Annotated in this window: 22 protein-coding genes and 1 pseudogene; 16 read left to right on the plus strand and 7 right to left on the minus strand. The window is 38.3% G+C overall.

Going from position 1 to position 25,276, the window contains the following annotated elements; all coding sequences use genetic code 11:
* The 9 genes from ICJ55_RS10010 to ruvB all read left to right on the plus strand — a co-directional run bounded on the left by ICJ55_RS10010 (position 1) and on the right by ruvB (position 6,645).
* Positions 1 to 534: a hypothetical protein gene (locus ICJ55_RS10010; protein ID WP_188156669.1), complete on the plus strand. Its 534-nt coding sequence runs from the start codon at positions 1 to 3 to the stop codon at positions 532 to 534.
* Position 535: 1 nt separating this feature from the next.
* On the plus strand, positions 536 to 949 hold the full coding sequence (locus tag ICJ55_RS10015; RefSeq protein WP_188156670.1) for a hypothetical protein: 414 nt from the start codon (positions 536 to 538) through the stop codon (positions 947 to 949).
* A gap of 8 nt (positions 950 to 957) precedes the next feature.
* Complete coding sequence (gene pilQ, locus ICJ55_RS10020; protein ID WP_188156671.1) at positions 958 to 2,271, plus strand: type IV pilus secretin PilQ; 1,314 nt, start codon at positions 958 to 960, stop codon at positions 2,269 to 2,271.
* Positions 2,272 to 2,350: 79 nt separating this feature from the next.
* Positions 2,351 to 2,764, plus strand: coding sequence for a transcription antitermination factor NusB (gene nusB, locus ICJ55_RS10025; RefSeq protein ID WP_188156672.1), 414 nt, complete (start codon positions 2,351 to 2,353; stop codon positions 2,762 to 2,764).
* 61 nt (positions 2,765 to 2,825) lie between these two features.
* On the plus strand, positions 2,826 to 3,806 hold the full coding sequence (gene thiL, locus ICJ55_RS10030) for a thiamine-phosphate kinase (protein ID WP_188156673.1): 981 nt from the start codon (positions 2,826 to 2,828) through the stop codon (positions 3,804 to 3,806).
* Between the two features lie 5 nt (positions 3,807 to 3,811).
* Positions 3,812 to 4,285 (plus strand): phosphatidylglycerophosphatase A family protein, encoded by a 474-nt coding sequence (locus ICJ55_RS10035; protein WP_188156674.1) that lies wholly within the window; start codon positions 3,812 to 3,814, stop codon positions 4,283 to 4,285.
* Positions 4,286 to 4,290: 5 nt separating this feature from the next.
* Positions 4,291 to 4,917, plus strand: a complete 627-nt coding sequence (locus ICJ55_RS10040) for a LysE family transporter (protein WP_188156675.1) — start codon at positions 4,291 to 4,293, stop codon at positions 4,915 to 4,917.
* A 107-nt stretch (positions 4,918 to 5,024) separates the two neighbouring features.
* Positions 5,025 to 5,630: a Holliday junction branch migration protein RuvA gene (gene ruvA, locus ICJ55_RS10045; protein WP_025236421.1), complete on the plus strand. Its 606-nt coding sequence runs from the start codon at positions 5,025 to 5,027 to the stop codon at positions 5,628 to 5,630.
* A 10-nt stretch (positions 5,631 to 5,640) separates the two neighbouring features.
* Positions 5,641 to 6,645 (plus strand): Holliday junction branch migration DNA helicase RuvB, encoded by a 1,005-nt coding sequence (ruvB, locus tag ICJ55_RS10050; RefSeq protein ID WP_025236422.1) that lies wholly within the window; start codon positions 5,641 to 5,643, stop codon positions 6,643 to 6,645.
* A gap of 69 nt (positions 6,646 to 6,714) precedes the next feature.
* Here ruvB and ICJ55_RS10055 read toward each other — a convergent pair whose 3' ends face one another.
* Genes ICJ55_RS10055 through ICJ55_RS10065 form a run of 3 tightly spaced genes read right to left on the minus strand, consistent with a single transcriptional unit; the run spans position 6,715 to position 8,929 of the window.
* Positions 6,715 to 7,638: a phosphatidate cytidylyltransferase gene (locus tag ICJ55_RS10055; RefSeq protein WP_188156676.1), complete on the minus strand. Its 924-nt coding sequence runs from the start codon at positions 7,636 to 7,638 to the stop codon at positions 6,715 to 6,717.
* 3 nt (positions 7,639 to 7,641) lie between these two features.
* Positions 7,642 to 8,268, minus strand: a complete 627-nt coding sequence (locus tag ICJ55_RS10060) for a lysophospholipid acyltransferase family protein (RefSeq protein WP_188156677.1) — start codon at positions 8,266 to 8,268, stop codon at positions 7,642 to 7,644.
* Positions 8,249 to 8,929, minus strand: a complete 681-nt coding sequence (locus ICJ55_RS10065) for a CDP-alcohol phosphatidyltransferase family protein (RefSeq protein ID WP_188156678.1) — start codon at positions 8,927 to 8,929, stop codon at positions 8,249 to 8,251. The genes ICJ55_RS10060 and ICJ55_RS10065 overlap by 20 nt, the downstream gene beginning before the upstream one ends.
* A gap of 214 nt (positions 8,930 to 9,143) precedes the next feature.
* Between ICJ55_RS10065 and oppB the strand changes: the two genes are divergently transcribed.
* From oppB to ICJ55_RS10080, 3 genes and pseudogenes are all read left to right on the plus strand, one after another.
* Positions 9,144 to 10,067 (plus strand): oligopeptide ABC transporter permease OppB, encoded by a 924-nt coding sequence (gene oppB, locus ICJ55_RS10070; RefSeq protein WP_188156679.1) that lies wholly within the window; start codon positions 9,144 to 9,146, stop codon positions 10,065 to 10,067.
* A 63-nt stretch (positions 10,068 to 10,130) separates the two neighbouring features.
* Positions 10,131 to 10,979: pseudogene (gene oppC / locus ICJ55_RS10075) on the plus strand (oligopeptide ABC transporter permease OppC); the annotation flags it as partial.
* Positions 10,980 to 10,988: 9 nt separating this feature from the next.
* Complete coding sequence (locus tag ICJ55_RS10080; RefSeq protein WP_188156681.1) at positions 10,989 to 12,584, plus strand: ABC transporter ATP-binding protein; 1,596 nt, start codon at positions 10,989 to 10,991, stop codon at positions 12,582 to 12,584.
* A gap of 105 nt (positions 12,585 to 12,689) precedes the next feature.
* On the opposite strand, the gene malM is transcribed toward ICJ55_RS10080, so the two are convergent.
* From malM to malK, 3 genes are all read right to left on the minus strand, one after another.
* On the minus strand, positions 12,690 to 13,586 hold the full coding sequence (gene malM / locus ICJ55_RS10085; protein ID WP_188156682.1) for a maltose operon protein MalM: 897 nt from the start codon (positions 13,584 to 13,586) through the stop codon (positions 12,690 to 12,692).
* 83 nt (positions 13,587 to 13,669) lie between these two features.
* On the minus strand, positions 13,670 to 14,941 hold the full coding sequence (locus ICJ55_RS10090) for a maltoporin (protein WP_025217808.1): 1,272 nt from the start codon (positions 14,939 to 14,941) through the stop codon (positions 13,670 to 13,672).
* Positions 14,942 to 15,038: 97 nt separating this feature from the next.
* Positions 15,039 to 16,157, minus strand: a complete 1,119-nt coding sequence (gene malK, locus ICJ55_RS10095; protein ID WP_025235595.1) for a maltose/maltodextrin ABC transporter ATP-binding protein MalK — start codon at positions 16,155 to 16,157, stop codon at positions 15,039 to 15,041.
* A 357-nt stretch (positions 16,158 to 16,514) separates the two neighbouring features.
* Between malK and malE the strand changes: the two genes are divergently transcribed.
* The 4 genes from malE (at position 16,515) to ICJ55_RS10115 (ending at position 22,408) form a co-directional block, all read left to right on the plus strand.
* Entirely contained in the window at positions 16,515 to 17,705 is a 1,191-nt protein-coding gene (gene malE / locus ICJ55_RS10100; protein WP_188156683.1) for a maltose/maltodextrin ABC transporter substrate-binding protein MalE, read from the plus strand.
* A gap of 93 nt (positions 17,706 to 17,798) precedes the next feature.
* Positions 17,799 to 19,337, plus strand: coding sequence for a maltose ABC transporter permease MalF (gene malF / locus ICJ55_RS10105; protein ID WP_188156684.1), 1,539 nt, complete (start codon positions 17,799 to 17,801; stop codon positions 19,335 to 19,337).
* A gap of 52 nt (positions 19,338 to 19,389) precedes the next feature.
* On the plus strand, positions 19,390 to 20,280 hold the full coding sequence (gene malG / locus ICJ55_RS10110; protein ID WP_188156685.1) for a maltose ABC transporter permease MalG: 891 nt from the start codon (positions 19,390 to 19,392) through the stop codon (positions 20,278 to 20,280).
* Between the two features lie 70 nt (positions 20,281 to 20,350).
* Entirely contained in the window at positions 20,351 to 22,408 is a 2,058-nt protein-coding gene (locus ICJ55_RS10115) for an alpha-amylase (RefSeq protein WP_188156686.1), read from the plus strand.
* 101 nt (positions 22,409 to 22,509) lie between these two features.
* Here ICJ55_RS10115 and malT read toward each other — a convergent pair whose 3' ends face one another.
* Positions 22,510 to 25,236: an HTH-type transcriptional regulator MalT gene (malT, locus tag ICJ55_RS10120; protein WP_188156687.1), complete on the minus strand. Its 2,727-nt coding sequence runs from the start codon at positions 25,234 to 25,236 to the stop codon at positions 22,510 to 22,512.
* Positions 25,237 to 25,276: the final 40 nt, after the last annotated feature.

A 25,276-nucleotide genomic window follows, 5' to 3' on the forward strand; every position in this document is an offset into this window, starting at 1 on the left:
ATGATTTTAATCAAAAATAAATTAGAAAACTTATATTTAAATCCAAACAGCCATATTTTTAAAACCGTAAATATCATTAGAGTAAAGCAAAAAACCATACAATTCTCTCTATTTCTTATTCTGATTATTTTACCGATACTTTATATAGGTAAAACTCACTTAGATATTAATCAGATCCTAGAGAGGATAGGCAATCAACATACAAACCTTACTCATCAGAAAAACTTATACAATAGATTATTTAATAAGATTAAGTCTAAAAACTTCGAAAATAATTTAACGGATATTAATACTATAATACAAAAAATATCTCAAAAGTATCAACTGAATATTGATAGTCTAAATTGGAATTTAGAGCAAGGTAAAAGTATTGAATTAAAAATAACTGCTGATAGCCATTCGTTGTTTAACTTTATGAAAGATATTAACCAAATTGACTATTTAAAATATCACTTGCTTACTCTAACTAAATTTACTGAAGAAAGAAAGGTAGAACTCATTACTACATTAGTTGTTTTAGCGAATAAGGAATAATATGCGTAATTATTTTTTCTCTTTTTTACTCATTAGCTGCAATGTACTGGCTGTTGATCCATTTTTTGGCGAACAACTACAGATAAAAAATGAACAGAATACTGTTGAAGTTCTACCTGAAATTGCAAAAAACTCGGAAAATTTAACCGCTTGTAAGACTTCCGAACATAAAAACTCCCTCAATTTATCCACTGAATTTGAGAAATTAACACTCATTGGCTTGGTTAAAATCAATGAAAAATTTACCGCTTTATTCATTGATGAAAAAGAAAAAATTTTTGATTTCAAAGAAAATGAATTAATTAAACAGCAAGAAATTGAAATAAAAAACATTAATTTAAAATCACTCACTTATATTAATTGGAAACTCACAAAAGATTGTCATTTTCCGTATGAAATCACGATAAAACCATAGAGGTTAGTATGTTTAAAATTTTTCTTTATTTATTACTTAGCTCTTCATTAGCATTGGCTGATACTATTTCTCTTTCAGTAAAAAATGCACCAACTTCACTTCTGCTAACTTATTTAGCTGAAGAAACAGGAAAAAATATAGTATTAGATGATGACATTCAAACTAAATCCACTTTAAGATTAGAAAATAAATCTATTGAAGAGATATTTAAAACACTCAGCAAAGTGAATAAGTTATCGCTCACTTATGATGGAGATATCGTTTATATTCATAAAAAAGACGAAAAAGTAGCTGATTTAAATACAATACCGTTTGATCATTTGCAAAATAATGGGCAAAATCTACCGCTTGTAACTACACCAAAATTGATAACTAAAACGATAAAGCTCAATTATGCTAAAGCCTCAGAAGTAATTGAATCTTTAACTAAAGGCAGTGGCACGTTTTTATCTGAGAATGGTTATATCCATTTTGATGAGCGAAGTAATAGCTTAATTATCAAAGATAGTGCGAAATCACTGCAAAATATTGAGCGATTAGTCAAACAACTCGACCAACCTACCGAACAAATTGCGATTGAAGCTCGCATCGTTACTATCAGTAGTGAGCATTTGCAGGAACTAGGTGTGCGTTGGGGAATGTTTTCCAGAGGAGCAGATCACTATAAATTTGGAGGGAGACTTGAAGGCAATGGATTAAATAATGTAGCCAATAATCTCAATGTGAATTTCCCCGTTACGAATGGAGCTTCCGCCGTTTTACAAGTGGCTTCCATTAATAGCCGTGTGCTAGATTTGGAACTCAGTGCATTAGAGCAGGAAAACAGTGTGGAAATTATTGCCAGCCCTCGTCTTTTAACCACGAATAAAAAACCGGCGAGCATCAAGCAAGGTACAGAAATTCCTTATGTGATGTACAACACCAAATCAGAAGCCACTGATGTCGAATTTAAAGAAGCGGTGTTAGGGTTGGAAGTTGTTCCTCATCTTTCTACTCAAAATCAAATTCTGCTGGATTTGATCGTAACCCAAAACTCACCGAACTCTCAATCAGGTAGCAGTGGCTTAATTACTATTGATAAACAAGAACTCAACACACAAGTTTTTGCTAAGCATGGAGAAACTATTGTATTAGGTGGAATTTTCCAGCATTTAGCCCAAAAAGGGGAAGATAAAGTGCCAGTTTTAGGCTCAATTCCCTTTATTAAACGTTTATTCAGCCAAACGAGAGACAAAATCAGCAAACGAGAACTTGTGATTTTCGTTACTCCCTACATTCTTCAATCAAACGAAAAAGCAAGCGGTACGAAAAAATCAAAATAGCTAAGATAAACGCAAGCAAAAGTAGGGGAAGTATGCTAAAATCAACCGTCATTTTTTGTGTTATAGAATTAGAGGTTTTATGAAAGTTTCCCCACGTCGCCGTGCAAGAGAGTGTGCGGTTCAAGCCATTTATTCTTGGTATATTTCCAAAAATACGGTTGAAGAAGTGGAATTAGCATTTGTTGCAGATCAAGATATGAAAGGCGTGGATATGCCTTATTTCCGCAAACTTTTTCGTGGCGTTGTAGATAATGTTGAAGCCATTGATGAAGCATTACGCCCTTATTTAGATCGTGCTGAAGACGATATCGATCCTATTGAGCGTTCTATTCTTCGCCTATCCGGCTATGAGCTGAAATTTGAAGATGATGTGCCTTTCCGTGTTGTAATAAACGAAGGTATTGAAGTCGCAAAAGTGTTTGGTTCTGATGACAGCCATAAATACATCAACGGTATTTTAGACAAATTAGCCCCTGCACTCGGTAAGAAATAAAATATTCCCCAATTTTAGATAAAATTGGGGATTTTGTTGATCATAGGCTTAAGGATATTTTATGGGTGAATTTGATATTATCGAACGTTATTTCAATGCCTCTCAACGTCCTGCTCGTAGAGATGTCGTATTGGCTATTGGTGATGACTGTGCAGTTACTTCCCTTAAACCCAATCAGCAACTAGCTATCACAACAGATACTTTAGTTTGTGGTACTCACTTTCTTCCAACTATTTCACCTGCTGATTTGGCATATAAAAGTGTGGCGGTTAATTTAAGCGATCTCGCCTCAATGGGGGCTGAACCGGCTTGGATCTCATTAGCTTTAACCTTACCTGAAATCGATCACGATTGGCTGGCTGAATTTAGTGAACATTTCTTTGATATCTTAGATCACTATAATGTTGATCTGATTGGTGGCGATACAACCAAAGGGCATTTATCTTTAACTCTTACCGCACAAGGCATTGTGCCACAAGATAAAGGACTTTTTCGCCACAATGCCAAAATAGGCGATTGGATCTATGTTTCCGGCACACTAGGCGATAGTGCAGCCGGTTTGCAATTACTGCTTAACCAGAAAACTGATAATGTAAGTTGGAATAAAGATGAAAGTTATCTTATTCAACGTCATTTACGCCCAACGCCTCGAGTATTACTTGGCTTAACTATTGCCTCTATTGCAAATGCTGCTATTGATATTTCAGACGGATTGCTCTCTGATTTAGGGCATATTCTAAAACGCAGTAACTGCGGAGCAGTGCTAAATCTTGATGATTTACCACTTTCCGAACCTCTGCTAAATTGCTATTCAAAAGAAGATGCCGAACAGTTTGCATTAAGTGGCGGGGAAGATTACGAGCTTTGTTTTACTGTTCATAACGACAATAAACACAAACTAGAAAAAGCCCTCGCCAACATTGGCGTAAGCTATACTTGCATCGGGCAAATTCGTTCTGCAAAAGAAAGCTTAACCTTAGTACGCAATAATGAAGTGGTAACATTGCCAGCTCAAAGAGGCTTCGACCATTTTAAAAAATAACAATAATGAAACCAATTAATCTTAAAAATCCAATTCATTTTTTAGCAGTAGGCTTTGGTTCCGGTTTACTAAGACCTGCCCCCGGTACTTGGGGAAGCCTAGTAGGTTTAATAATTGCTATTATTTTATGGACAGCAACCCAATCCAGCATTTTCTTTGCTATTCTTACCCTAATTAGCTTTATTTCAGGGTGTTATATTTGCCACAAAACCAGCCAAGATCTGAATGTTCACGATGATGGTAGAATTGTTTGGGACGAAATCGTTGCTATCTTTTTAATGTTTACTTATCTGCCTGAATATAATTTATTAGGTTATGTATTGGCTTTTATCAGCTTCCGCATTTTTGATATTCTCAAACCATTTCCAATCCGCTATTTTGACGAAAAATTAGAGGGAGGCTTGGGCATTATGTTTGATGATATTCTTGCAGCCATTTTCGCTCTTATTTCACTTCATCTTTTGTACTATTTTATTTAAATATTATGCTGACAATTTTATTTATCCACTTAGCAGGGCTGGTTAGCCCCGGTCCTGATTTCTTTTATGTCGTTAGGCAATCGGCAAGCCACTCAATTAAAAAAGGCATTTTAGCGGCAATTGGTATTTCTATTGGCATTATTTTTTGGGCAAGTTTCGCTATTTTCGGACTGGCTTGGTTAAGCAAAAGTATGGGTGAAATTTTCCAATATAGCGTTATGTTAATTGGTGGCTGCTATCTGGTATATATTGGCTCAAAAATGGTAAGAGTAACTGAAAGTGTTAGGTTTAAAGAACATAAAACCGAACTAATGCCGCTCAATAACTGTGAAGAAATTAGAAAAGGCTTATTAATCAATATTTTTAATGCTAAAGCAGGAATTTACTTTACCAGTGTTATTTCCGCTTATTTAGGCAATTTTACTCAAATATCACAAATGTTTGAGCTACTCTTTTTATTTGTGATAAGCACATTAGCTTATTTCTGTGTGGTAGCCCTACTCTTTTCTCGTAAGCCTATCAGACAATTTTACTCAAAGCATAGTCGCTATATTGATAACATCTCAGGCGTAATTTTTATCCTGTTTGGCTTGATGTTGATTTATGAAGGATTTACTCATCTTATCAGCTAACAAGCGGTTGTTTTTTACAAAATTTTGCACATTTGACATAAATTCAATAGTGTTATTTTATACAGTTTCTGCTATGCTACTGCCAATTTTAACTTTCGGATAGAACAATGATAGGACGATTACACGGCAAGATTATTGAAAAGCAGCCACCGGAAATTTTACTGGACGTGCAAGGTGTAGGTTATGAGCTGCTACTCCCAATGACAAGTTTCTACAGCCTACCACAAATAGGCGATGAAACGACTATTTTTACGCATTTAGTAGTGCGAGAAGATGCTCACTTGCTATTTGGTTTTGCCCAAAAACAAGATAGAACCTTATTTCGTGAGTTGATTAAAACCAATGGCGTTGGTCCAAAACTTGCTCTCGCCATTCTTTCTGCTATGTCGGTTTCACAATTTGCGACAGCAATTGAAAATGAAGAATTAGCAAAACTCACGAAAATTCCGGGTATTGGTAGAAAAACCGCTGAACGTTTGCTTGTTGAGCTAAAAGGTAAATTCAAAGGCATTGCCCAAAGCGATTTCTTTGTTGAAGTTTCACACGATCAAATTGTGGCAAGCAGCACGCCAGACCCGGCAAATGAAGCTCTTGATGCTCTAATTGCTTTAGGTTACAAACCAAATGATGCAGAGAAAATGATCAAGAAAGTCAATAAAGCAGGAGCAACGAGCGAGCAGCTCATTCGTGAGGCATTAAAAAATTCCTTATAAGTATTAAATTATGATTGAAGCAGATAGAATCATCAGTGCCTCGCCAAAGCGTGAGGAAGAAGTCATCGACCGAGCAATTCGCCCTAAATTACTTACCGATTATGTTGGACAACCCTCTGTGCGTGATCAAATGGAGATCTTCATCAAAGCCGCCAAATTGCGTGATGAGGCTCTCGATCATTTACTGATTTTTGGTCCTCCCGGTTTAGGTAAAACCACCCTTGCCAATATTGTTGCGAATGAAATGGGCGTTAATATCCGCACTACTTCCGGTCCGGTTCTAGAAAAAGCGGGAGACTTAGCGGCAATGCTAACTAATCTTGAACCTTATGATGTGCTTTTCATTGATGAAATTCACCGCCTCTCTCCTGCTATCGAGGAAGTGCTTTATCCTGCAATGGAAGATTATCAACTGGATATTATGATCGGCGAAGGTCCTGCTGCACGCTCTATCAAGCTCGATTTACCGCCTTTTACACTAGTAGGAGCTACCACTCGAGCTGGATCACTTACCTCACCATTACGGGATCGCTTTGGCATTGTACAACGGTTAGAATTTTATTCAGTGGACGATCTCACGTTAATTGTAAAACGCAGTGCGGACTGTCTCAATCTTAATTTATCCGCAGATGGAGCTTATGAAGTAGCTCGCCGCTCACGTGGTACACCTCGTATTGCTAACCGCCTACTTCGCCGTGTGCGAGATTACGCTGATGTTCGCAATAACGGCATTATTACGTCTGATATTGCAAAGCAAGCCTTAGCAATGCTTGATGTAGATTCTGAAGGTTTTGATTTTATGGACATCAAACTCTTGCAAGCGATTGTCGAACGTTTTGACGGCGGACCTGTTGGTTTAGATAACCTTGCAGCGGCTATTGGCGAAGAACGAGATACTATTGAAGATGTGCTAGAACCTTATCTCATCCAACAAGGCTTCCTACAACGCACACCAAGAGGAAGAATTGCAACCAATAGAACCTATGCTCATCTTGGCATTACGAAAATTGGCTAACTCACAAGCGGTTGTTTTTGTTTAATAATTTGCAAAATTTTAGATAAAAACAACCGCTTGTTGAATACGCTATGCCCAATAATATCGGACAATATGGAAGAACACCGGTGCGGAAAAGCAAATAGAATCCACTCGGTCTAGCATTCCGCCGTGTCCTTTAATCATTCTGCCCCAATCTTTCACACCGTAATCTCGCTTGATGGCAGACATCACCAATCCGCCGAAAAAGCCCATTAAACAAACCACAAAACCGATTATACCTGCCTGTAATGTTGAAAATGGCGTAATAGGGGCAAGTAACATCGCAATGAGAGTTGCACTTAGAATACCGCCTACTGTGCCGGCAACCGTTTTAGATGGCGATAGGCTTGGCATAATTTTACGTTTGCCCACCAGTTTACCCCAAATGTACTGTAATACATCACTTAACTGAACAATCGCAATTAAGAAAATCAGCAATTGGATATTTTGATTTTTATCCAAGCCTTGAACATTTAAGGTAAGCAATGCCGGAACGTGTGAAAGACAGAAAATGCTAATCATCGCAGCCCATTGAATTTTGGCTGAACGCCCTAAAAAATGCTCGGTTTTGCCTGTTAAACTGCCCACAATCGGTAATAATAAGAAGCCATAAACAGGGATAAAAATAGAAAACATTCCATACCATTCCGTCCACACAAAATAGTATTGTAACGGTAGAAGTAAATAAAAGCAGACTACAAGTGCGTAGTAGTCGTGTCTATCTTGATAGACCAGTGTCATAAATTCTCTTAAAGCTGCAAAAGAGATAAGGAAAAAGAGTAAAATCGTGCCGTTTTGCCCGAACGCAAAGGCAAATAACAACACAAAAAGCATTATCCACCAGGCATAAATACGAGCATTTAAATTCTCAATGGTATTCGTATTGCCTTTGCGTTTTTTAAGCACAAAGCCAATCAATGATGCTAAAACTAAAATCCCGAAAAAAGAGAGAAAAATTGTACTCATTGTCATTATTTACTCCTTATGCGTTGGGGAAAGAGCAAGCAACGCTTGGCGTGTGCGTTCGATAAAATCGGCTTTTTCTTCTCCCTCTTGCAATGAAATTGCTTCACCAAAGCGTACTTGGCACATCAATGGAATCGGCAAAATTGCCCCTTTTGGCAGAACTTGTTTCATATTATCAATCCAGACCGGTACAAATTGAATATTAGCTTGTTGTTTGGCGAGATGATAAATCCCACTTTTAAAAGGTTGTAGTACTTCTTCACTTAAATTACGTGTACCTTCCGGGAAAATAATCAGATTTTCGCCCGTTGAAAGTCGGTTAGCCATATTTTCAATCGCAAGTTGCGGATTATCACTGTTACGTTCTACCAACAATACATTAAAAACAGTATTCGCAATAAAACGGCGAATAGCTCCTTTCTGCCAATAATCCGCCCCCGCAACAGGTCGGGTTTTCAGGCGTAAATGCTGCGGTAATGAGATCCAAACTAAAATAAAATCACCGTGACTATGATGGTTTGCATAATAAACCGTCGGCACGCTATTTTCAGTTAATTGCTGAGGTCGAACACCTGTAATAAAAGAGGTAAAAAAGCAAATAATATGGTCAATAAATTTAGCGAGTAACGTTTTCATTCTGTTTCTCCAAATAATTGAGTTCGGCAGAAATTGCCATTGTGCGAACATAGCAAGTATAAGCTGTGCCAAGCGTAATAATAATTAAAGTAGCAGAAAGTATATAAGTAGTTAAATTGAAATAGATTTCTACCGCAGCAAGCAAACAACCAATAGTGATTGCTGCCATTCTTTGTTGTTTTGCCATCGGACCTTGAAAACGTTGAGGCAATCCTAAACTTCCGCCAAAGATGCGAATATAAGCACTTAAAGCCGCCAACAATGCAGCCAACCAGCCTAACCAGAAAAATGGTGTGGCATAGCCTAATGCAATTAAAAATAAACTGTCTGCTACCCTGTCTGGAAATTCATTAAAAATTGCTCCATTTGCGGTTTTCTTTCCGCCTTCTACTGCTACCATTCCATCAAACAAATTACACAACAGACGCAGTTGCACCATCAAAGCACAGAAAATCAGTGCCGAAATCGATTGGCTAAAAAATAAAGCAACTGCCCCAAATAACGCAAACAACATACTTAAACACGAAATTTGATTAGGTGTTGGGAAGCGTTTACGAGCAAGCCAAGCGGCAAATCCTGCAAGCCATTTATTGTTGCGAGAACTTAGTGGACGGCGATTTTTTATATTATTTTCAGACTTGTTGACAAGATTTCCAGACATCGTATTTTCCTTTCAGGTATAAAGGGATTTCATTTAGTTTAACTTAACTTTTATGAGATGAATAGATAGCAAAATTTTAATAAAAAATGACCGCTTGTGGCATTAACGCTCCAAATTCTTCATCATAAACTGACTATAACTAATCAATATCTTTACAAAGCCTTTAATTTACGCTATTAATTGCTTACCAATATAACTAAAAAGAGTGGTACTTATGCTGAAGTTTATTTTTAAACGTCTTCTTGAGGCGATTCCAACCCTATTTATCCTCATTACCTTTTCTTTTTTCCTGATGCGACTTGCTCCTGGCAGTCCGTTTACCAGTGAAAAAGCCTATCCGCCAGAAGTAATGGCAAATATTGAAGCCAAATATCATCTTAATGAACCGCTTTATAAACAGTATTTCCTTTATATGGAAAATCTGTCAAAAGGGGATTTTGGTCCTTCATTTAAATATAAAGATCAAACCGTAAACAGTTTGATTGCCTCTGCGTTCCCGGTTTCGATAAAGCTAGGCATTACTGCCTTTATTTTTGCCGTCATTATTGGCTTAACGGCGGGAACAGTTGCTGCCCTTAAGCAAAACAGTAAATGGGATTATTGGGTGATGGGCTTTTCAATGACAGGGATCATTATGCCAAGCTTTGTATTCGCTCCGCTTTTGGTTCTCATCTTTGCTATTTATCTCAAATGGTTACCTGCCGGCGGCTGGAATGGCGGTCAGCTCTATTATATGGTACTGCCTGTTCTCTCTTTAACCATCAGCTATGTTGCAGGGATTGCCCGTATCACTCGAGGTTCAATGATTGAAGTGCTACATTCAAACTTCATTCGTACCGCTAAAGCAAAAGGTTTACCTATGCGTAAAATTATTTTCAAACACGCTCTACGCCCTGCTCTACTACCTGTGATTACCTATTTAGGTCCTGCTTTTGTGGGAATTATTACAGGCTCAATGGTGATTGAAAGCGTGTTTGGCTTGCCGGGTATCGGGCAGCTTTTCGTGAACGGTGCGTTAAACCGTGATTATTCTTTAGTGCTAAGTCTTACCATTTTAGTTGGCACATTAACTATTTTATTCAATGCGATTGTCGATATTTTATATGCGGTAATCGATCCGAAAATTCGTTATTCATAAGTAGGAGCGGAAATGCAAAATTCTGATAAAAAACAACCGCTTGTTGATGTTACCTCAACGATTCAAGGCAGAAGTTTATGGCAAGATGCCCGCCGCCGTTTTTTCCGCAATAAAGCGGCTGTGGCAAGTCTGATTATTCTTTGCTGTATTATCCTTTTTATTATCTTTGCCCCAATGCTAATGCCGTTTAGCTATGAAGATACCGATTGGAATATGATGGGTATTCCACCGGATTTTGAATCTCAACACTATTTTGGTACAGATTCCTCTGGGCGTGATTTGCTGGTACGTGTTGCAATGGGCGGACGCATCTCATTAATGGTAGGGATTGCCGGTGCGTTAATTGCTGTGCTTATTGGTACAATCTACGGTGCAATTTCCGGCTACTTCGGTGGCAAAGTGGATATGGTAATGATGCGTTTTTTAGAAATTTTAAGCTCATTCCCATTTATGTTCTTTGTTATTTTACTTGTTACCTTCTTCGGGCAAAATATTTTCCTGATTTTCGTGGCAATCGGTATGGTGGCTTGGCTTAACCTTGCTCGTATTGTGCGTGGACAGACCCTTTCGCTTAAAAATAAAGAGTTCGTGGAAGCCGCGATTGTATGCGGTGTTTCTCGCCGTCAAATCATCTGGCGACACATTGTGCCAAACGTTTTAGGCTTAGTGGTGGTTTATGCCTCGCTTGAAGTTCCCTCTCTGATTTTGTTTGAATCTTTCTTAAGTTTCTTAGGGCTCGGTACACAAGAGCCGATGAGTAGCTGGGGAGCATTATTAAGCGATGGTGCAGCACAGATGGAAACTTCCCCTTGGTTGCTCGCATTCCCTGCATTTTTCTTATGTTTAACGCTATTTTGCTTTAACTTTATTGGTGATGGCTTGCGTGATGCACTCGATCCAAAAGATAAATAGAGGTTTAAGATGAAATTATTAGAAGTAAATAATCTCGATGTTTATTTAAAAACGGACGAAGAATTAGTTCACGCAGTTCGTAATGTTTCTTTCTCCATTGAGAAAGGACAAACACTTGCCATTGTTGGGGAATCCGGTTCAGGTAAATCAGTTACCTCAATGGCAATTATGCAATTATTGCCAAAAAATATTGTTAAATTTGGTGAAAACTCCAGAATTGTGTTTGAAGAGCAGAACCTGTTAAATCTTTCTGAAAAAGAAATGCAGGCTATTCGAGGCGATCGTATTGGTATGATTTTCCAAGAGCCGATGACCTCGCTCAATCCTTATATGCCGATTGGTAAACAAGTAGCAGAGGCAATCCAAACGCATAATCCACAAATTACCAATGCTCAAGCCGAAAAATTGGTATTGGAAACTTTACAGAAAGTAAAAATTCCAGATGCCGAAAAGAAAATGGTTTGTTATCCGCACGAGTTCTCTGGTGGTCAGCTACAGCGTATTATGATTGCGATGGCAATTATCAATAAACCTGATTTATTAATTGCTGATGAGCCAACAACAGCGTTAGACGTAACAACTCAAGCAGAAATTCTTGATTTGATGCACGATCTACAAAGTGAAATGGGAATGGCGATTATCTTAATTTCTCACGATCTACGCTTAGTGCATAAATACAGTGATATGGTTTGTGTAATGCAAAATGGGGAAATTATTGAGCGTGGTGAAACGGAAACGGTCTTTACCAATCCGCAGCACCCTTACACAATTGAGCTATTAACCCCAATTCCAAATAATTTAAAAGGCGAATTACCGCTTAATGCACCAACCTTAATTAAGGCAGATAATATTGAGGTGGACTATATTTTAAAACGCTCACTATTCGGCAAGCCGAAGAAAGTCTTCAATGCATTGAAAGATATTTCACTGCACCTTAAAACAGGCGAAACGTTGGGGATTGTAGGCGAATCCGGCTCGGGCAAATCCACTCTTGGGCGGGCAATTATGCAGATTTTAGATTATCGTGGCAATATCACTTTTGCTGACCAAGATATTACAAAACTAAGTAAATCTGAACAGAAAGCGTTAAAAAGAGATATGCAAATGGTATTCCAAGATCCATTTAACTCACTTTCGCCACGTTTAACAGTAGGCGAAATCATTGCGGAAGGTTTAACGGTACATTATCCACAAATGAGCAAAGCCGAACGCCGTGAAAAAGTGATGAAAATTTTGGAAGAAGTAAATCTTAATCCTGCAATGATCAATCGCTATCCACACGAGTTCTCAGGCGGGCAACGCCAACGTATTGCAATTGCAAGGGCAATCATTTTAGAACCCAAATTTGTTCTTTTAGATGAGCCAACCTCTGCACTGGATCGCTCAACGCAAATTACCGTGATTGAATTGCTCAATCGCTTACAGAAAAAATATGGCTTAAGTTATATTTTCATCAGCCACGATTTAGCGGTAATTAAAGCATTAAGCGACCGAGTGATTGTAATGAGTCAAGGCGATATTGTGGAAAGCGGCTCTGTACAGCAGATCTTCGAAACCCCACAACAAGCCTATACCAAGCGGTTAATTTTAGCCTCTAATTTGTAAATAACGCTATAAAAAAGCACCCTATCAGATTATCCTGATAGGGTGTTGATGGAGAGTTCTCCATTCGATGACAAGGAAATGTCTATGAAAAAAACAATAAATAAATCAATTTGAACTTACATTTTTTAGGAAAATTTGGCGTGGGGAAGTAAGTCCTAATTTTTCTGCCTCATTAACCAAATTCATCGCTCTGTTAATATCTTTCGCTTTAATCGCTTTCATTACCGCCTGATTAAAATAGGCTTCCGTATCTTTATCAACTGCTGTTTTTACTGCAACCGGATTTTCTTTTAGTGGCATCTGTGCAACCGTTTTACCTACCGGAGTTGCCGCTTTATTTGAGTTGAAAATTTCAGTCGGTAAACCGATAAATTTTGTACCGTTTGAGCCGGAAACATTAATGTGAATTTGCCCTTTTAAACTATGTGCCACTTCAATATCGTTAATTGCCGGTGGTTGTTTACCTGTTGCTTTTGCATAAGTTTTTGCCGGATGTGGCATCATCGTAGTTTTGGCTAAATCTTGCTGCGTAGTATAAATGAGCAAATAAATATACTCTTGGTTCATTGCCGGCGTTAAATTAAGTTCTGCCCCTAAACGACTGCCTTTTAGCCCTCGTTCTTCTAATAATTTAAATTCAGAAGAAGGGTATATTGCTGCCACATTAAAGTGGCTATCTAATACTACAGCTGTTGGTACAAAAACATTTTTGTCTATCACCGGGCTTTCAATTTCAATTTCCAATGTCCCTTGATTTGCCGGAATACGATAGGCAGCAATTGGACTGGCAATACCGGCAAACGAAGCGGTAAATGCTTGTTTATGCTGTTCATTTAATTCTGTTTTTACAGTTTGCGAGAATGGCACATCTTGCCATTGAATTTGAGCTAATTCAGACGAGTTAATATGAATAGGTTTAACTGCCAAATTATTTGCCATACTCGGAGATGCCACAAAAAGATGGGCGAATAATATTGCTGTTGAAAGAAGCGTTTTTTTCATATTAACCTCTAAAAATTGTGAAAAATGATGATGTGATTAAATTGTGGGTAGGTTACCGCCCTACCCACATAACTGTTTGATGATTACCACCAAGCTTCAAATTGAACACCGGTGATAAACTCGCCGTCTTTAGCTTTGTAACCAGCATCAGTACGAGCTTTGGTGTTGAATTTATCATTCCAATGTGCGTAGGTACCAAACACACGGATTGCAGGACGAGCCCAAATGCTGTTACCTGCTTGCCACTGTTGTGCAATGGTATATTTCACTAAATCATTTTTCTTGCCTGTTGCTTGATCTTTAATGCGATCATAACCAACTTCTAATAATGTGCTCATTGTATCGTTCCATTTGTACATTGGGCGAATACCGGCAGAGTACCAAGTTTTACCTTGTTTATTATCTAGTTTTGTTTTTTCGTAGATTAAGGCATACATTACTTCAACTTTATCACTCGCTTGCACTACCCCTTGGTTGATTAAACGAAGCATATTGCCTTTATTATCTGCTTTCGAACCCTGTGCGTGACCATTATTCCAAGAAGTCATAGAGTCGGTTGCATATTGTGCAGTAAATTTATTGAAACCACCAAAGAAGTTACCTTGAGTGTATTCCGCTGTTACCATATAACCGTTTTTGGTCGCTTTTTCATTATTGAGTTTAGTACCATCTTTAGTATGAGCATTGCCATAATCAAAGCCTAACTCTAATGAGCCGTCTTTCCAAAGTTCAATACCTGCTAAGCGAACATCAAAAATGTCGTTATATACATCTTTTTTCGCATCGCGGTTATTTACATACGCTTTTTTAGCATAGTCATAGTAATAAGAGAATGCACCGTCTTTCTCTGTATCACGAGTTACCGCTAAAGAGAGTTTTCCGAAGCCTAAATCAACATTTTCAACCCCAGCACCCGGACCTGAGATATCCCAGTAGTAGAAGTCGTTCATATGAACATCGTGGCGTTGGTAAAAACGTTTACCAGCCCATAAGGTTGCACCCGGTAAGCTATCCGCAAAGTTTTTGAATTGTACGTTTAATTCACGTAATGCCGGGCTGGTTTCTGTCCAGTCATTGTTGTGAAGCGTACCGCCATAAGCAAGGTTAGTATCAAAATAGATGGATTTCTCACCACTTTTGAATAATTCCTGACCTAATTTCAATTCTGCATAGGTATCAGATTCGTTACCTAAACGGTATTTTGAACCACCACCATTAACAGTAAATGCCGATTGTTCACCACCACCGGATGTCCAACCGATACCTGAACGAGCGTAACCGTGAAAATCGACCGCTGATGCACTGGCTGCGAACATTGCACCGCTGATTGCAACTGCTAAGACTGTTTTTTTCATAATAGAACCTCTCTTAAGATTTGATTTTACTTAGGTTAAGTATTAATTGATTAGAAGATTGAAAATATCTCCTAAAATCAGTAATAAGCTGAAATTGTTATACCCCTTTTTCAACAAACAAACGTTTGCAAGCGGTGCCGTCTTCCTTAAATAAATGGCAACGTTCCGGCAAAATGCCGATATTCATATCGTCGCCTTCATTGACTAATACCACATCATTTTGACGATAAATTAAGGTTGGTTGTTTGATTTCAGGGATCTCTAGGTGGATTTGTGTTTCATTTCCAAGCAATTCCACTACTTGCACAATACCGTGTAAGGTTACTTGAGTTTGATCCGAAGGAAGTAAATGCTCCGGGCGAATACCTAAAGATAGGTTATCTCCAACATTTACTCCTTCTCCGGAAACCGGAATCCAAAAATTATGGTGATTTGCATCAGGTAATTCTATTTTTACTCGTTCCGCCTCTACATCAATAACTTTTACCGGTAAAAAGTTCATTTTAGGTGAACCGATAAACCCTGCTACAAAACGGTTTGCCGGATAATGATAAAGTTCTAACGGCTTGCCTACTTGAGCGATACCGCCAGCATTTAATACCACGATTTTGTCTGCTAATGTCATTGCTTCAACTTGATCGTGGGTAACGTAAATCATAGTGCGATTTAATTTTTTATGTAATTTGGAAATTTCTACCCGCATTTGCACACGCAATGCTGCATCAAGATTGGAAAGTGGCTCATCAAGTAAAAATACTTCCGGTTGGGAAACTAGCGTTCTACCAATGGCAACCCGTTGGCGTTGCCCACCGGAAAGTGCTTTAGGTTTGCGGTCTAGTAAGTGAGCAAGTTGTAAAATTTCGGCAACTTGATTAACTCGTTGCTCCCGTTCTGCTTTACTCACACCTGCCAGCTTTAATCCAAAAGACATATTCTCAGCAACATCTAAATGCGGGTATAGAGCATAGGATTGAAACACCATACCGATACCACGTTTTGAAGGCTCTATTTCATTCATCAGCTTTCCACCGATATAGAGTTCTCCTGTCGTAATATCTTCCAAACCTGCTATCATTCGTAATAGCGTGGATTTACCACAACCTGACGGACCAACGAAAACAACGAATTCCCCTTCATTAATTTCTAAATTAATATCTTTAGAAATATGAACATCACCATAGGATTTTCCCACATTACGCAATGATACATTCGCCATAATTAAACCTCTTTTTTGCTTTTGCTTGTGGTTTGAATTTAGGCTGAATGGTCGCCTTTTTATCTAAAGAAGAAATCATCCTAGAATACTTTTTTTTAGGGTTAGAGCCTTAATTACGTAAAGAACGCCCATTTAAAGAAATTTAATAAATTTTGTGATCAAGCTCTCATTTTTAACGCTTTTTTTTGTGAATCAGATCACAAAATGATGAAAAATGTTACTTAGATCATACTTTTAGTTCGGGGGGCGTAGAGCAAGGGGTGATCTCAAATAGATTCTATAGCCCATAATTTGCCATAATTTAATAAATGGGTTGTTTCATATCCGTTTCTTTTATTTAACTTCAAGGAGTTTTTTATGAAAAACAAATGTGCCAAATTCACCTTAGCTACTCTTGCTACTTTAGTTCTTTCCGGAACAGTAATGGCAAAAATGACGGAAGGTAAACTCGTTATTTGGATTAATGGTGATAAAGGTTATAACGGGCTTGCTGAAGTCGGTAAGAAATTTGAAAAAGATACCGGTGTTCAAGTGTTAGTCGAACATCCGGATAGACTTGAAGAAAAATTTGCACAGGTTGCCTCAACTGGTGATGGTCCGGATATTATGTTCTGGGCTCACGACCGTTTCGGTGGCTATGCACAATCAGGTTTATTGGCTGAAGTGAACGTAAGCAAAGAATTTAAAGATAAATTTGTCGATTTTGCTTGGGATGCAGAAACCTACAATGGCAAAATTATCGGTTATCCGGTTGCGATTGAAGCTATTTCGTTAATTTATAATAAAGATTTAGTTAAAGAAGCTCCTAAATCTTGGGAAGAAATTATTGAGTTAGATAAAAAACTCAAAAAAGATGGCAAAAATGCAATTATGTGGAACTTATCCGAACCATATTTCACTTGGCCAATTGCAGCTTCAAACGGAGCATACGCATTTAAATTTGCTAACGGCAAATACGATCCAAAAGATATTGGTGTGAATAATGAAGGTGCAGTAAAAGCATTACAGTTTGTAGTAGATATGGTGAAAAATAAACATATTAGTGCCGATATGGATTACGCTGTTGCTGAAGCATCCTTTAATAAAGGACAAAGTGCCTTAACCATCAATGGTCCTTGGTCTTGGGGCAATATTGATAAAAGCGGTATTAAATATGGTGTAACTTTACTGCCGACATTGAACGGTCAAGCCTCTAAACCATTCGTAGGAGTATTAAGTGCTGGTGTAAACAGCTCAAGCCCAAACAAAGATTTAGCTAAAGAATTCTTAGAGAATTACTTACTCACCGATGACGGCTTAGACGCAGTCAATAAAGATAAACCTTTAGGTGCAGTAGCGTTAAAATCTTACCAAGAAAAATTAGCCGCTGATCCTCGTATCGCAGCAATGATGGCAAATGCGAAAAACGGCGAAATTATGCCAAATATCCCGCAAATGTCTTCTTTCTGGTATGCCGAAAAATCTGCTATCAATAATGCAGTAACCGGTCGCCAATCAGTGAAAGAAGCATTAGATGATGCACATTCACGCATTCAAAAACAACAATAATTATTTATCATTCAGGGTGGGTTATATGACCCACTCTATTTTTAAATCCACCCTAAGTACAGTAAATATGCAGTAAAAATTCGAGGTGCTGTTATGCTAACTCAAACTCAATCCAAACCCACCCATTGGCTCAAATATCTCTTAGCCGGATTAGTCTTGCTCCTTGACTTCTATCTTGTTGTATTAATGTACTCACAAGGTGAATATCTTTTTGCTATTTTAACACTGATTATTCTGACCTCCGGTGTCTATATTTTTACCAATAAAAATGCCTATGCTTGGCGTTATGTTTACCCGGGTATTACCGGAATGGCAATTTTCATTTTGTTTCCGCTGATTGCTACCATTGCAATTGCGTTTACCAATTATAGTGGTTCTAATCAATTATCCTTTGAACGAGCCGTATCTGTTTTGACAGAACAACGTTATTTCGCCGGAGATAAATACCAATTCACACTTTATCCACACGCAGATAATCAATACCGCATCGCATTAACAAATCCGGCAACCGAGCAAACTTTTGTGTCAGATCCTGTTTCATTAACTACCGGAACGAATGTGGTTGTTACTGAGCAAAGTATACCGAATGGAGATGTTGCTCCTCTTAAAGTGATTACGCAAAATCGGGCTGCATTTCAGTCAATGAAAGTTGTATTACCAAATAATAATGAACTGACAATGAGTTCATTACGCCAATTTTCAGAACAAAAACCACGCTATCAATTTGATGAAGAGAGTAAAATATTATTCAATAATGAGACAGGCAAACGTTATAAAGCAAATGACGAAACCGGCTTCTTCCAAGCTATTGATGAAAACGGTAATTGGCAAAGTGAAACGCTTGAGCCTGGTTATACTGTTACATCTGGCCTTAATAACTTCATTAAAATTTTTACCGATGAAGGTATTCAAAAACCTTTTATACAAATATTTATTTGGACGGTAATCTTCTCTTTATTAACCGTAGTCTTTACCGTTATTCTCGGTATGGTACTTGCCTGCCTAGTACAATGGGAGGCATTAAAAGGTAAAGCGATATATCGTGTCTTATTGATTTTACCCTATGCGGTGCCATCGTTTATTTCTATTCTGATTTTTAAAGGGTTATTCAACCAAAGTTTTGGTGAAATCAATATGATTTTAAACCAACTGTTCAGCATCAGCCCTGAATGGTTTAACGATCCGCTACTTGCTAAAGTGATGATTCTGATTGTGAATACCTGGCTAGGTTATCCTTATATGATGATTTTATGTATGGGATTACTCAAAGCTATTCCATCTGATTTATATGAAGCCTCCGCAATGGATGGAGCCTCCACTTGGCAAAATTTCAGCAAAATCACGTTCCCATTACTGTTAAAACCGCTTACTCCGTTAATGATTGCTTCATTTGCATTTAACTTTAACAACTTTGTATTAATTCAATTATTAACAAATGGTCGCCCGGATATGATTGGAACCACCACCCCTGCCGGTTATACCGATTTATTAGTCAGCTATACTTACCGTATTGCCTTTGAAGGAAGTGGTACACAAGATTTCGGCTTAGCAGCCGCTATCGCAACGATTATTTTCTTATTAGTCGGTGGCTTAGCACTCTTAAATATCAAAGCAACCAAAATGGAATTATAAACGTGGTAGGGATTTAACAATCCCTGACCCAAACTAACTTCAGGAGTTATATATGGCAATTGTTCAATCTAAATCTGTGCGTTATCGTGTATGGGCAACCCATTTCTTTTTAATTTGTTTCCTTGCCTTAATTATTTTCCCTTTATTGATGGTTATTGGTATCTCATTACGACCGGGAAATCTGGCTATCGGTGATATTATTCCAAGCCAAATTTCGTGGGAGCATTGGCAGGCTGCATTAGGCTTTGACGTAACACATTCTGACGGCACGATAACACCTCCACCGTTCCCGGTGCTACGCTGGTTATGGAACTCTATCAAAGTAGCAACAATTACCTCTATCGGTATTGTAACCTTATCAACAACCTGTGCTTATGCATTTGCCCGAATGAAATTTAAAGGCAAAAAAACTATTCTACAAGGTATGCTAATATTCCAAATGTTCCCAGCAGTGCTTTCCTTAGTTGCCTTATATGCGTTGTTTGATCGTCTTGGGCAGTATGTACCGTTTCTTGGCTTAAACACACACGGCGGCGTAATTTTTGCTTATTTAGGCGGAATTGCCTTACACGTTTGGACAATAAAAGGCTACTTTGAAACCATTGATGGCTCACTGGAAGAAGCAGCATCTCTTGACGGTGCAACCCCGTGGCAAGCGTTCCGATTAATCTTATTACCGCTTTCCGTACCAATTTTAGCGGTAGTATTCATTCTTTCATTCATTGCTGCTATTACAGAGGTACCGGTTGCCTCACTCTTATTACGTGATGTAAACAGCTACACCCTAGCCGTTGGTATGCAACAATATCTCTATCCGCAAAATTACTTATGGGGTGATTTTGCAGCCGCAGCGGTCTTATCTGCGATTCCGATTACACTCGTCTTCTTATTGGCACAACGCTGGCTAATCGGTGGATTAACTGCCGGCGGTGTAAAAGGCTAGTTTGCAAAAAATTCTCAAAAAACGACCGCTTGTCAAGTTGATACTGCGGTCGTCATTTATAGAGGTGTCTATGAAAAATGCGTTACCTTATCTTTGCTTATTCTATACCTCAAGCCTTTTTGCCCAATCTTGGCAACATTCCCATTTTTCTGATTTTAACGATAATCTCGAAAAACAGTTGTTTCAATCCCAAGTGCAGTTAGAAAAAGGCAATTATCCGCTTACGTTTAAATTTGGCGAACAATGTTATCAGCCACAACAAACGATAAAATTAAATCAATCTGTTACGTTAGTACCTTGTGTGAATGATGCTCCTCAACTACGCCTATTTCGTCAAGGCAATTATATGGCACAAATTGATATGCGAGGTGGCACACCGACACTAAAAATCAGTGTAGAACAGCAACCACAGCATAATGACTCTGTACTTCAAAGTTGCCCGAATTGGGACAAAAAACCGATTGAAATTGATGTTTCCTCTACTTTTTCCGAAGGAGAATCAGTGAGGGATTTCTATTCAGGAAACACTGCCATAGTTAAAAACGGCAAAGTTACCTTAATGCCTGACGAAAACGCAAGCGGTCTAATTTTGCTGGAAAAAAGCAACACCTCAAATAATGCGACCTTCGATTGGAAAAATGCTACTGTCTATTTCGTACTAACCGACAGATTCTATAACGGCGATCCCAGCAATGACCACAGCTACAACCGACAAAAAGACGGAATACAAGAAATCGGCACGTTTCACGGCGGAGATCTAAAAGGCTTAACCTCAAAATTAGATTATCTACAGCAGCTAGGTGTCAATGTTTTATGGATTAGTTCCCCACTGGAGCAAATGCACGGCTGGGTTGGCGGTGGTGATAAAGGCGATTTTCCGCATTATGGATATCACGGTTACTATCATTTGGATTGGACAAAATTAGATGCCAATATGGGCACCGAGGACGATTTAAGCCATTTTGTTCAACAAGCCCATCAACGTGGCATTCGAGTACTGTTTGATGTGGTGATGAACCATACCGGCTATGCTACGCTTGCGGATATGCAGGAATTTAACTTTGGTGGATTTTACCTAAAACCGGAGGAAATCAATCACACATTAGGCGAAAAATGGACACATTGGAAACCTAAATCAGGACAAAACTGGCACAGCTTTAACGATTTTATTCGCTTTAATGATAATCAGGCTTGGCAAAATTGGTGGGGAAAAGCGTGGGTTCGTGCCGATATTGCCGATTACGACAGCCCTAAATTTGATGATTTAAAAATGTCGCTCTCTGCCCTTCCGGATCTAAAAACCGAGAGTGAACAAGCGGTCAAATTACCTGAATTTTTTGCAAATAAAAATACCAATGCCAAAGTATTGCCAAATGCTAAAGTGCGTGATTATTTAATCAGTTGGTTATCGGATTGGGTGCGAAAATATGGAATTGACGGCTTTCGGGTTGATACCGCCAAACACGTTGAAAAATCAACGTGGCTAGCATTAAAACAATCCGCTCAACAAGCTTTAAACGAATGGCAACAAGCCAATCCCCAAGCCAGCTTTAATGATAACTTTTGGATGACAGGAGAGGCTTGGGGGCACGGCGTGTTCAAAAGTGATTATTATCAAAACGGCTTTGATGCAATGATCAACTTCGATTTTCAAGAGCAGGCTAAAAAAGGACTAAATTGCTTTGCCCATATTGAACCGGTTTATAGTGAAATGAGCCGTAAATTAAGCGACTTCAATGTGCTGAGCTATTTATCTTCACACGATACAAGATTATTCTTCCATTCTGATAGTGAACAAAATATCGAAAAACAAAAAATTGCCGCTAATTTACTGTTGCTTTCTCCCGGTGCTGTGCAAATCTACTATGGTGATGAGAGCGGACGAGAATTTGGAGCAACCGGTTCAGACCCGATACAAGGCACTCGTTCAGATATGAATTGGCAAGAGTTACGACAAAACGCTCAGAAGCAGGCGTTGTATCAACACTGGCAAAAGCTGGCACAATTCCGCCAACGTCATCCGGCTATTGGTGCCGGTGCTCACCGAACCATTAAAAATGACAGCTATTTTGCATTTAGCCGTCTACTGAATGAGGATAAAATTATGGCGATTTGGGTGGGAAATTAATCTTCCCCGTTAGGGGAAGAATCGAAGCCGATTAGGGGAATGTGGACGATATTGCAAAAAATCACAAAAAACAGACCGCTTGTTCCCCTGTGAGACTAAGATCAATTATACCCCATCAACATAAGCAGCTCTTTCGTATAGCTGATCGCTTCATTACGATTAGTAACACCGATTTTCTGATACAGATTTCGAATATGGGTTTTAATTGTGGTTGCTGCTACTTGCAATTCATCTGAAATTTGTTCATTGCTATACCCTGAATAAATCAAGCCTAGTACCTGCCATTCCCGCTGTGTTAATGGGCTAATTCTTAATAGCTCCGGTACTTTCGGATTTTTCAGTAATTGATTCACAAAATTTTCATCAAAGTGTGCAAATTTTTGGCGATAAAATTGATTGATGTTGCGTAAAATAAATTGTGCTTTATGTAACACTAATTCATCCAGCACATTGAGTTGCAATAAATGGCGGATCTGTTGTGCCATCACATCTCCTTCAATCACAAAAGCACTGATAAAGTTTGTTTGCCGTGTCAGTTTTAGTGCCTGAATTAAGTCTTGCTGAGCTAATTCTTTCTCGCCTTGTAAAAAATAAAGCCTGTTACGAACAATTAATGCACGATTTAAATCACTGATCAGAGAAAATTTTTCAGCAGTTTCAATTAAATTATCTAAAATTACTTTCGCTTCAGTATATTCTTCAAGCAAGATTCGAGCCCGTGCAATATTACGCCATTGAATTTGAGTAAAATGGTTTTTATCAGAAATTGGTGATGGATTTTGAATCAACCAATTACGAGCAGACTGAATGTCATTTGTCATCTGCCAATAAAACATCCTCACTTGATCAGCATTCGCAATCCAGTCGTGGTGATAAGAGTGAGAATGCTCTAACTGCTCAACTTCACCTAATAAGCGAGCAGTGTTATCCAAATTGCCACGAGCTAATGAAATTTTAGTGAGTAAGGTTAAGCATTGTAACTTGTCTTCAAATTTAGATAAGGCATTCATTCCGGCAACTGCCATCGACTCAGCTTTATCCAAGTTATACCATTCCCACAAAATTTTTCCCTTAGAACGTAGCAGGAATTCATACATCGGCACTTTTTGTAAGTGGTTTTCTTTTACGAAGTTACTTGCTTTATCTAGCATTTCATAGGCAGCTTGTGAAAAACCTTGAGCAAGCAAAATTTCAGATTGTTGAAGCTGCGACCATAAAATATTGTGGTAAGTATGGTGTTGGCGTGCCATACGCTCTGCTTTTTGTAACATTACTAACGCTTCTGCCAGATTGCCATGACAATGATGAGCTTCTCCAATAATTGAGGTGGCAACAATATGAGCGTAATAAGCATTTTCCGAGAGATCATTTAACGCTTCTGAGGCTAATTGAAGTGCCGTATTTTCATCACCGGAATTGATAGCAATCTGAGCCCGTAGTACATTGAATTCCGCATTGGCAGTTTTACTTAACTCAATCTTATTTTCCGTCAAAGCTCGAGAAAAATCTGCCAAAATACCACCTACTTCACTATGACGGTGCTGGCTTTGCACCAGCCAAGCTTTGAGTAAAACTAAATTAGTATGTTCGGTTAAATGTGCGTAATCCAAACAATTTAAACTCTCTTCCAATAATTTTAACTCACCTTGATGAAATACAGTCCACGCGTGCTTGCCTAAAATATTGAGCAATAATCCGGTATCCGATAACTGCATTGCATGATGCAGGGCTTCGGTTACATAGCCTAATTGTAACCACGCATTCGCCGCTTTTTGATGCAATTGTGGCAGTTCAGCATACAACTCATTTTGACAACATAAATTCAAAAAGGAAGCAAAAAGCGGATGGAATTTCCACCAACTATCATCACTGCTCTGCCATTTACTGTTTGCCATTTGTTGCAAAAATAAGCCTTGTTTTTCAAGAGATTCTAATTTAGTTCGACTATTCTGCTCTCCGGTAACTGCTTGTACCAACGATTCATTCATTGAGTGTAATACGGAACAACGTAAAATAAACAATCTGGTTTCTTCATCTACTTTATTGAGCACTTCATCAGCTAAATATTCGTTGATATGAAAATGATTCGACTTGGCTAAGCGTTTGGCAATATCTTGCAGTGGCACTTGTAGTGTATGCGATTTATTTTTCGCAAAAAGGCTAATTAACTGAAGAGCCGTTGGCCAACCTTCAACTTCGTTACAAAGTGCGATAGCATCTTGCTGATTTAACTCTGAACCTAATCTTGCTTGAAAAAACGCAGTACTTTCTTGGTGATCAAACATAAGTTGGTTAATATCGATTTCCAACAATTGTTCTTGTACTCTTAAACTCGCAACACTTAACGGCGGAATAGATCGAGAAATCAAGATAAGCGTCATATTAGATGGCTGATGTTTAATCCAATATTTTAATGCCTCATGAATTTCATCATTTTCAATAATATGATAATCATCAATAGCAAGATAGAAATGTTCCGAAAACGCCGCTGCTTTAATCAATAATTGATTAAATAAAGCTAATAAATTAGCTTTGCGATTTTCCTCTAACAATACATCTATTTCTTCATTAATTGCAGAATGCAAGGCAGCACTAAAATAAGCAGCAAAACGATCCGAATTATTATCGCCTTCATCTAACGCATACCAGCCGATATTCTTTTTATTTTCAATCCATTGAGAAACTAGGGTAGTTTTGCCATAACCGGCTGGTGCATTTATTAATACAACCGGATAACTGCAAGATTTGTCTAATTCTTGAATTAAACGTTTTCTAGGGATGCTGTTTTGTAATCGAAAAGAACAAACAAGTTTTGATGGTATTAACATAATAAATTCTATTTTCCCTCATAACAAAATGGGGATGATA

Source organism: Mannheimia bovis (assembly GCF_014541205.1).
In the GTDB taxonomy this organism is placed as follows: Bacteria; Pseudomonadota; Gammaproteobacteria; order Enterobacterales; family Pasteurellaceae; genus Mannheimia; species Mannheimia bovis.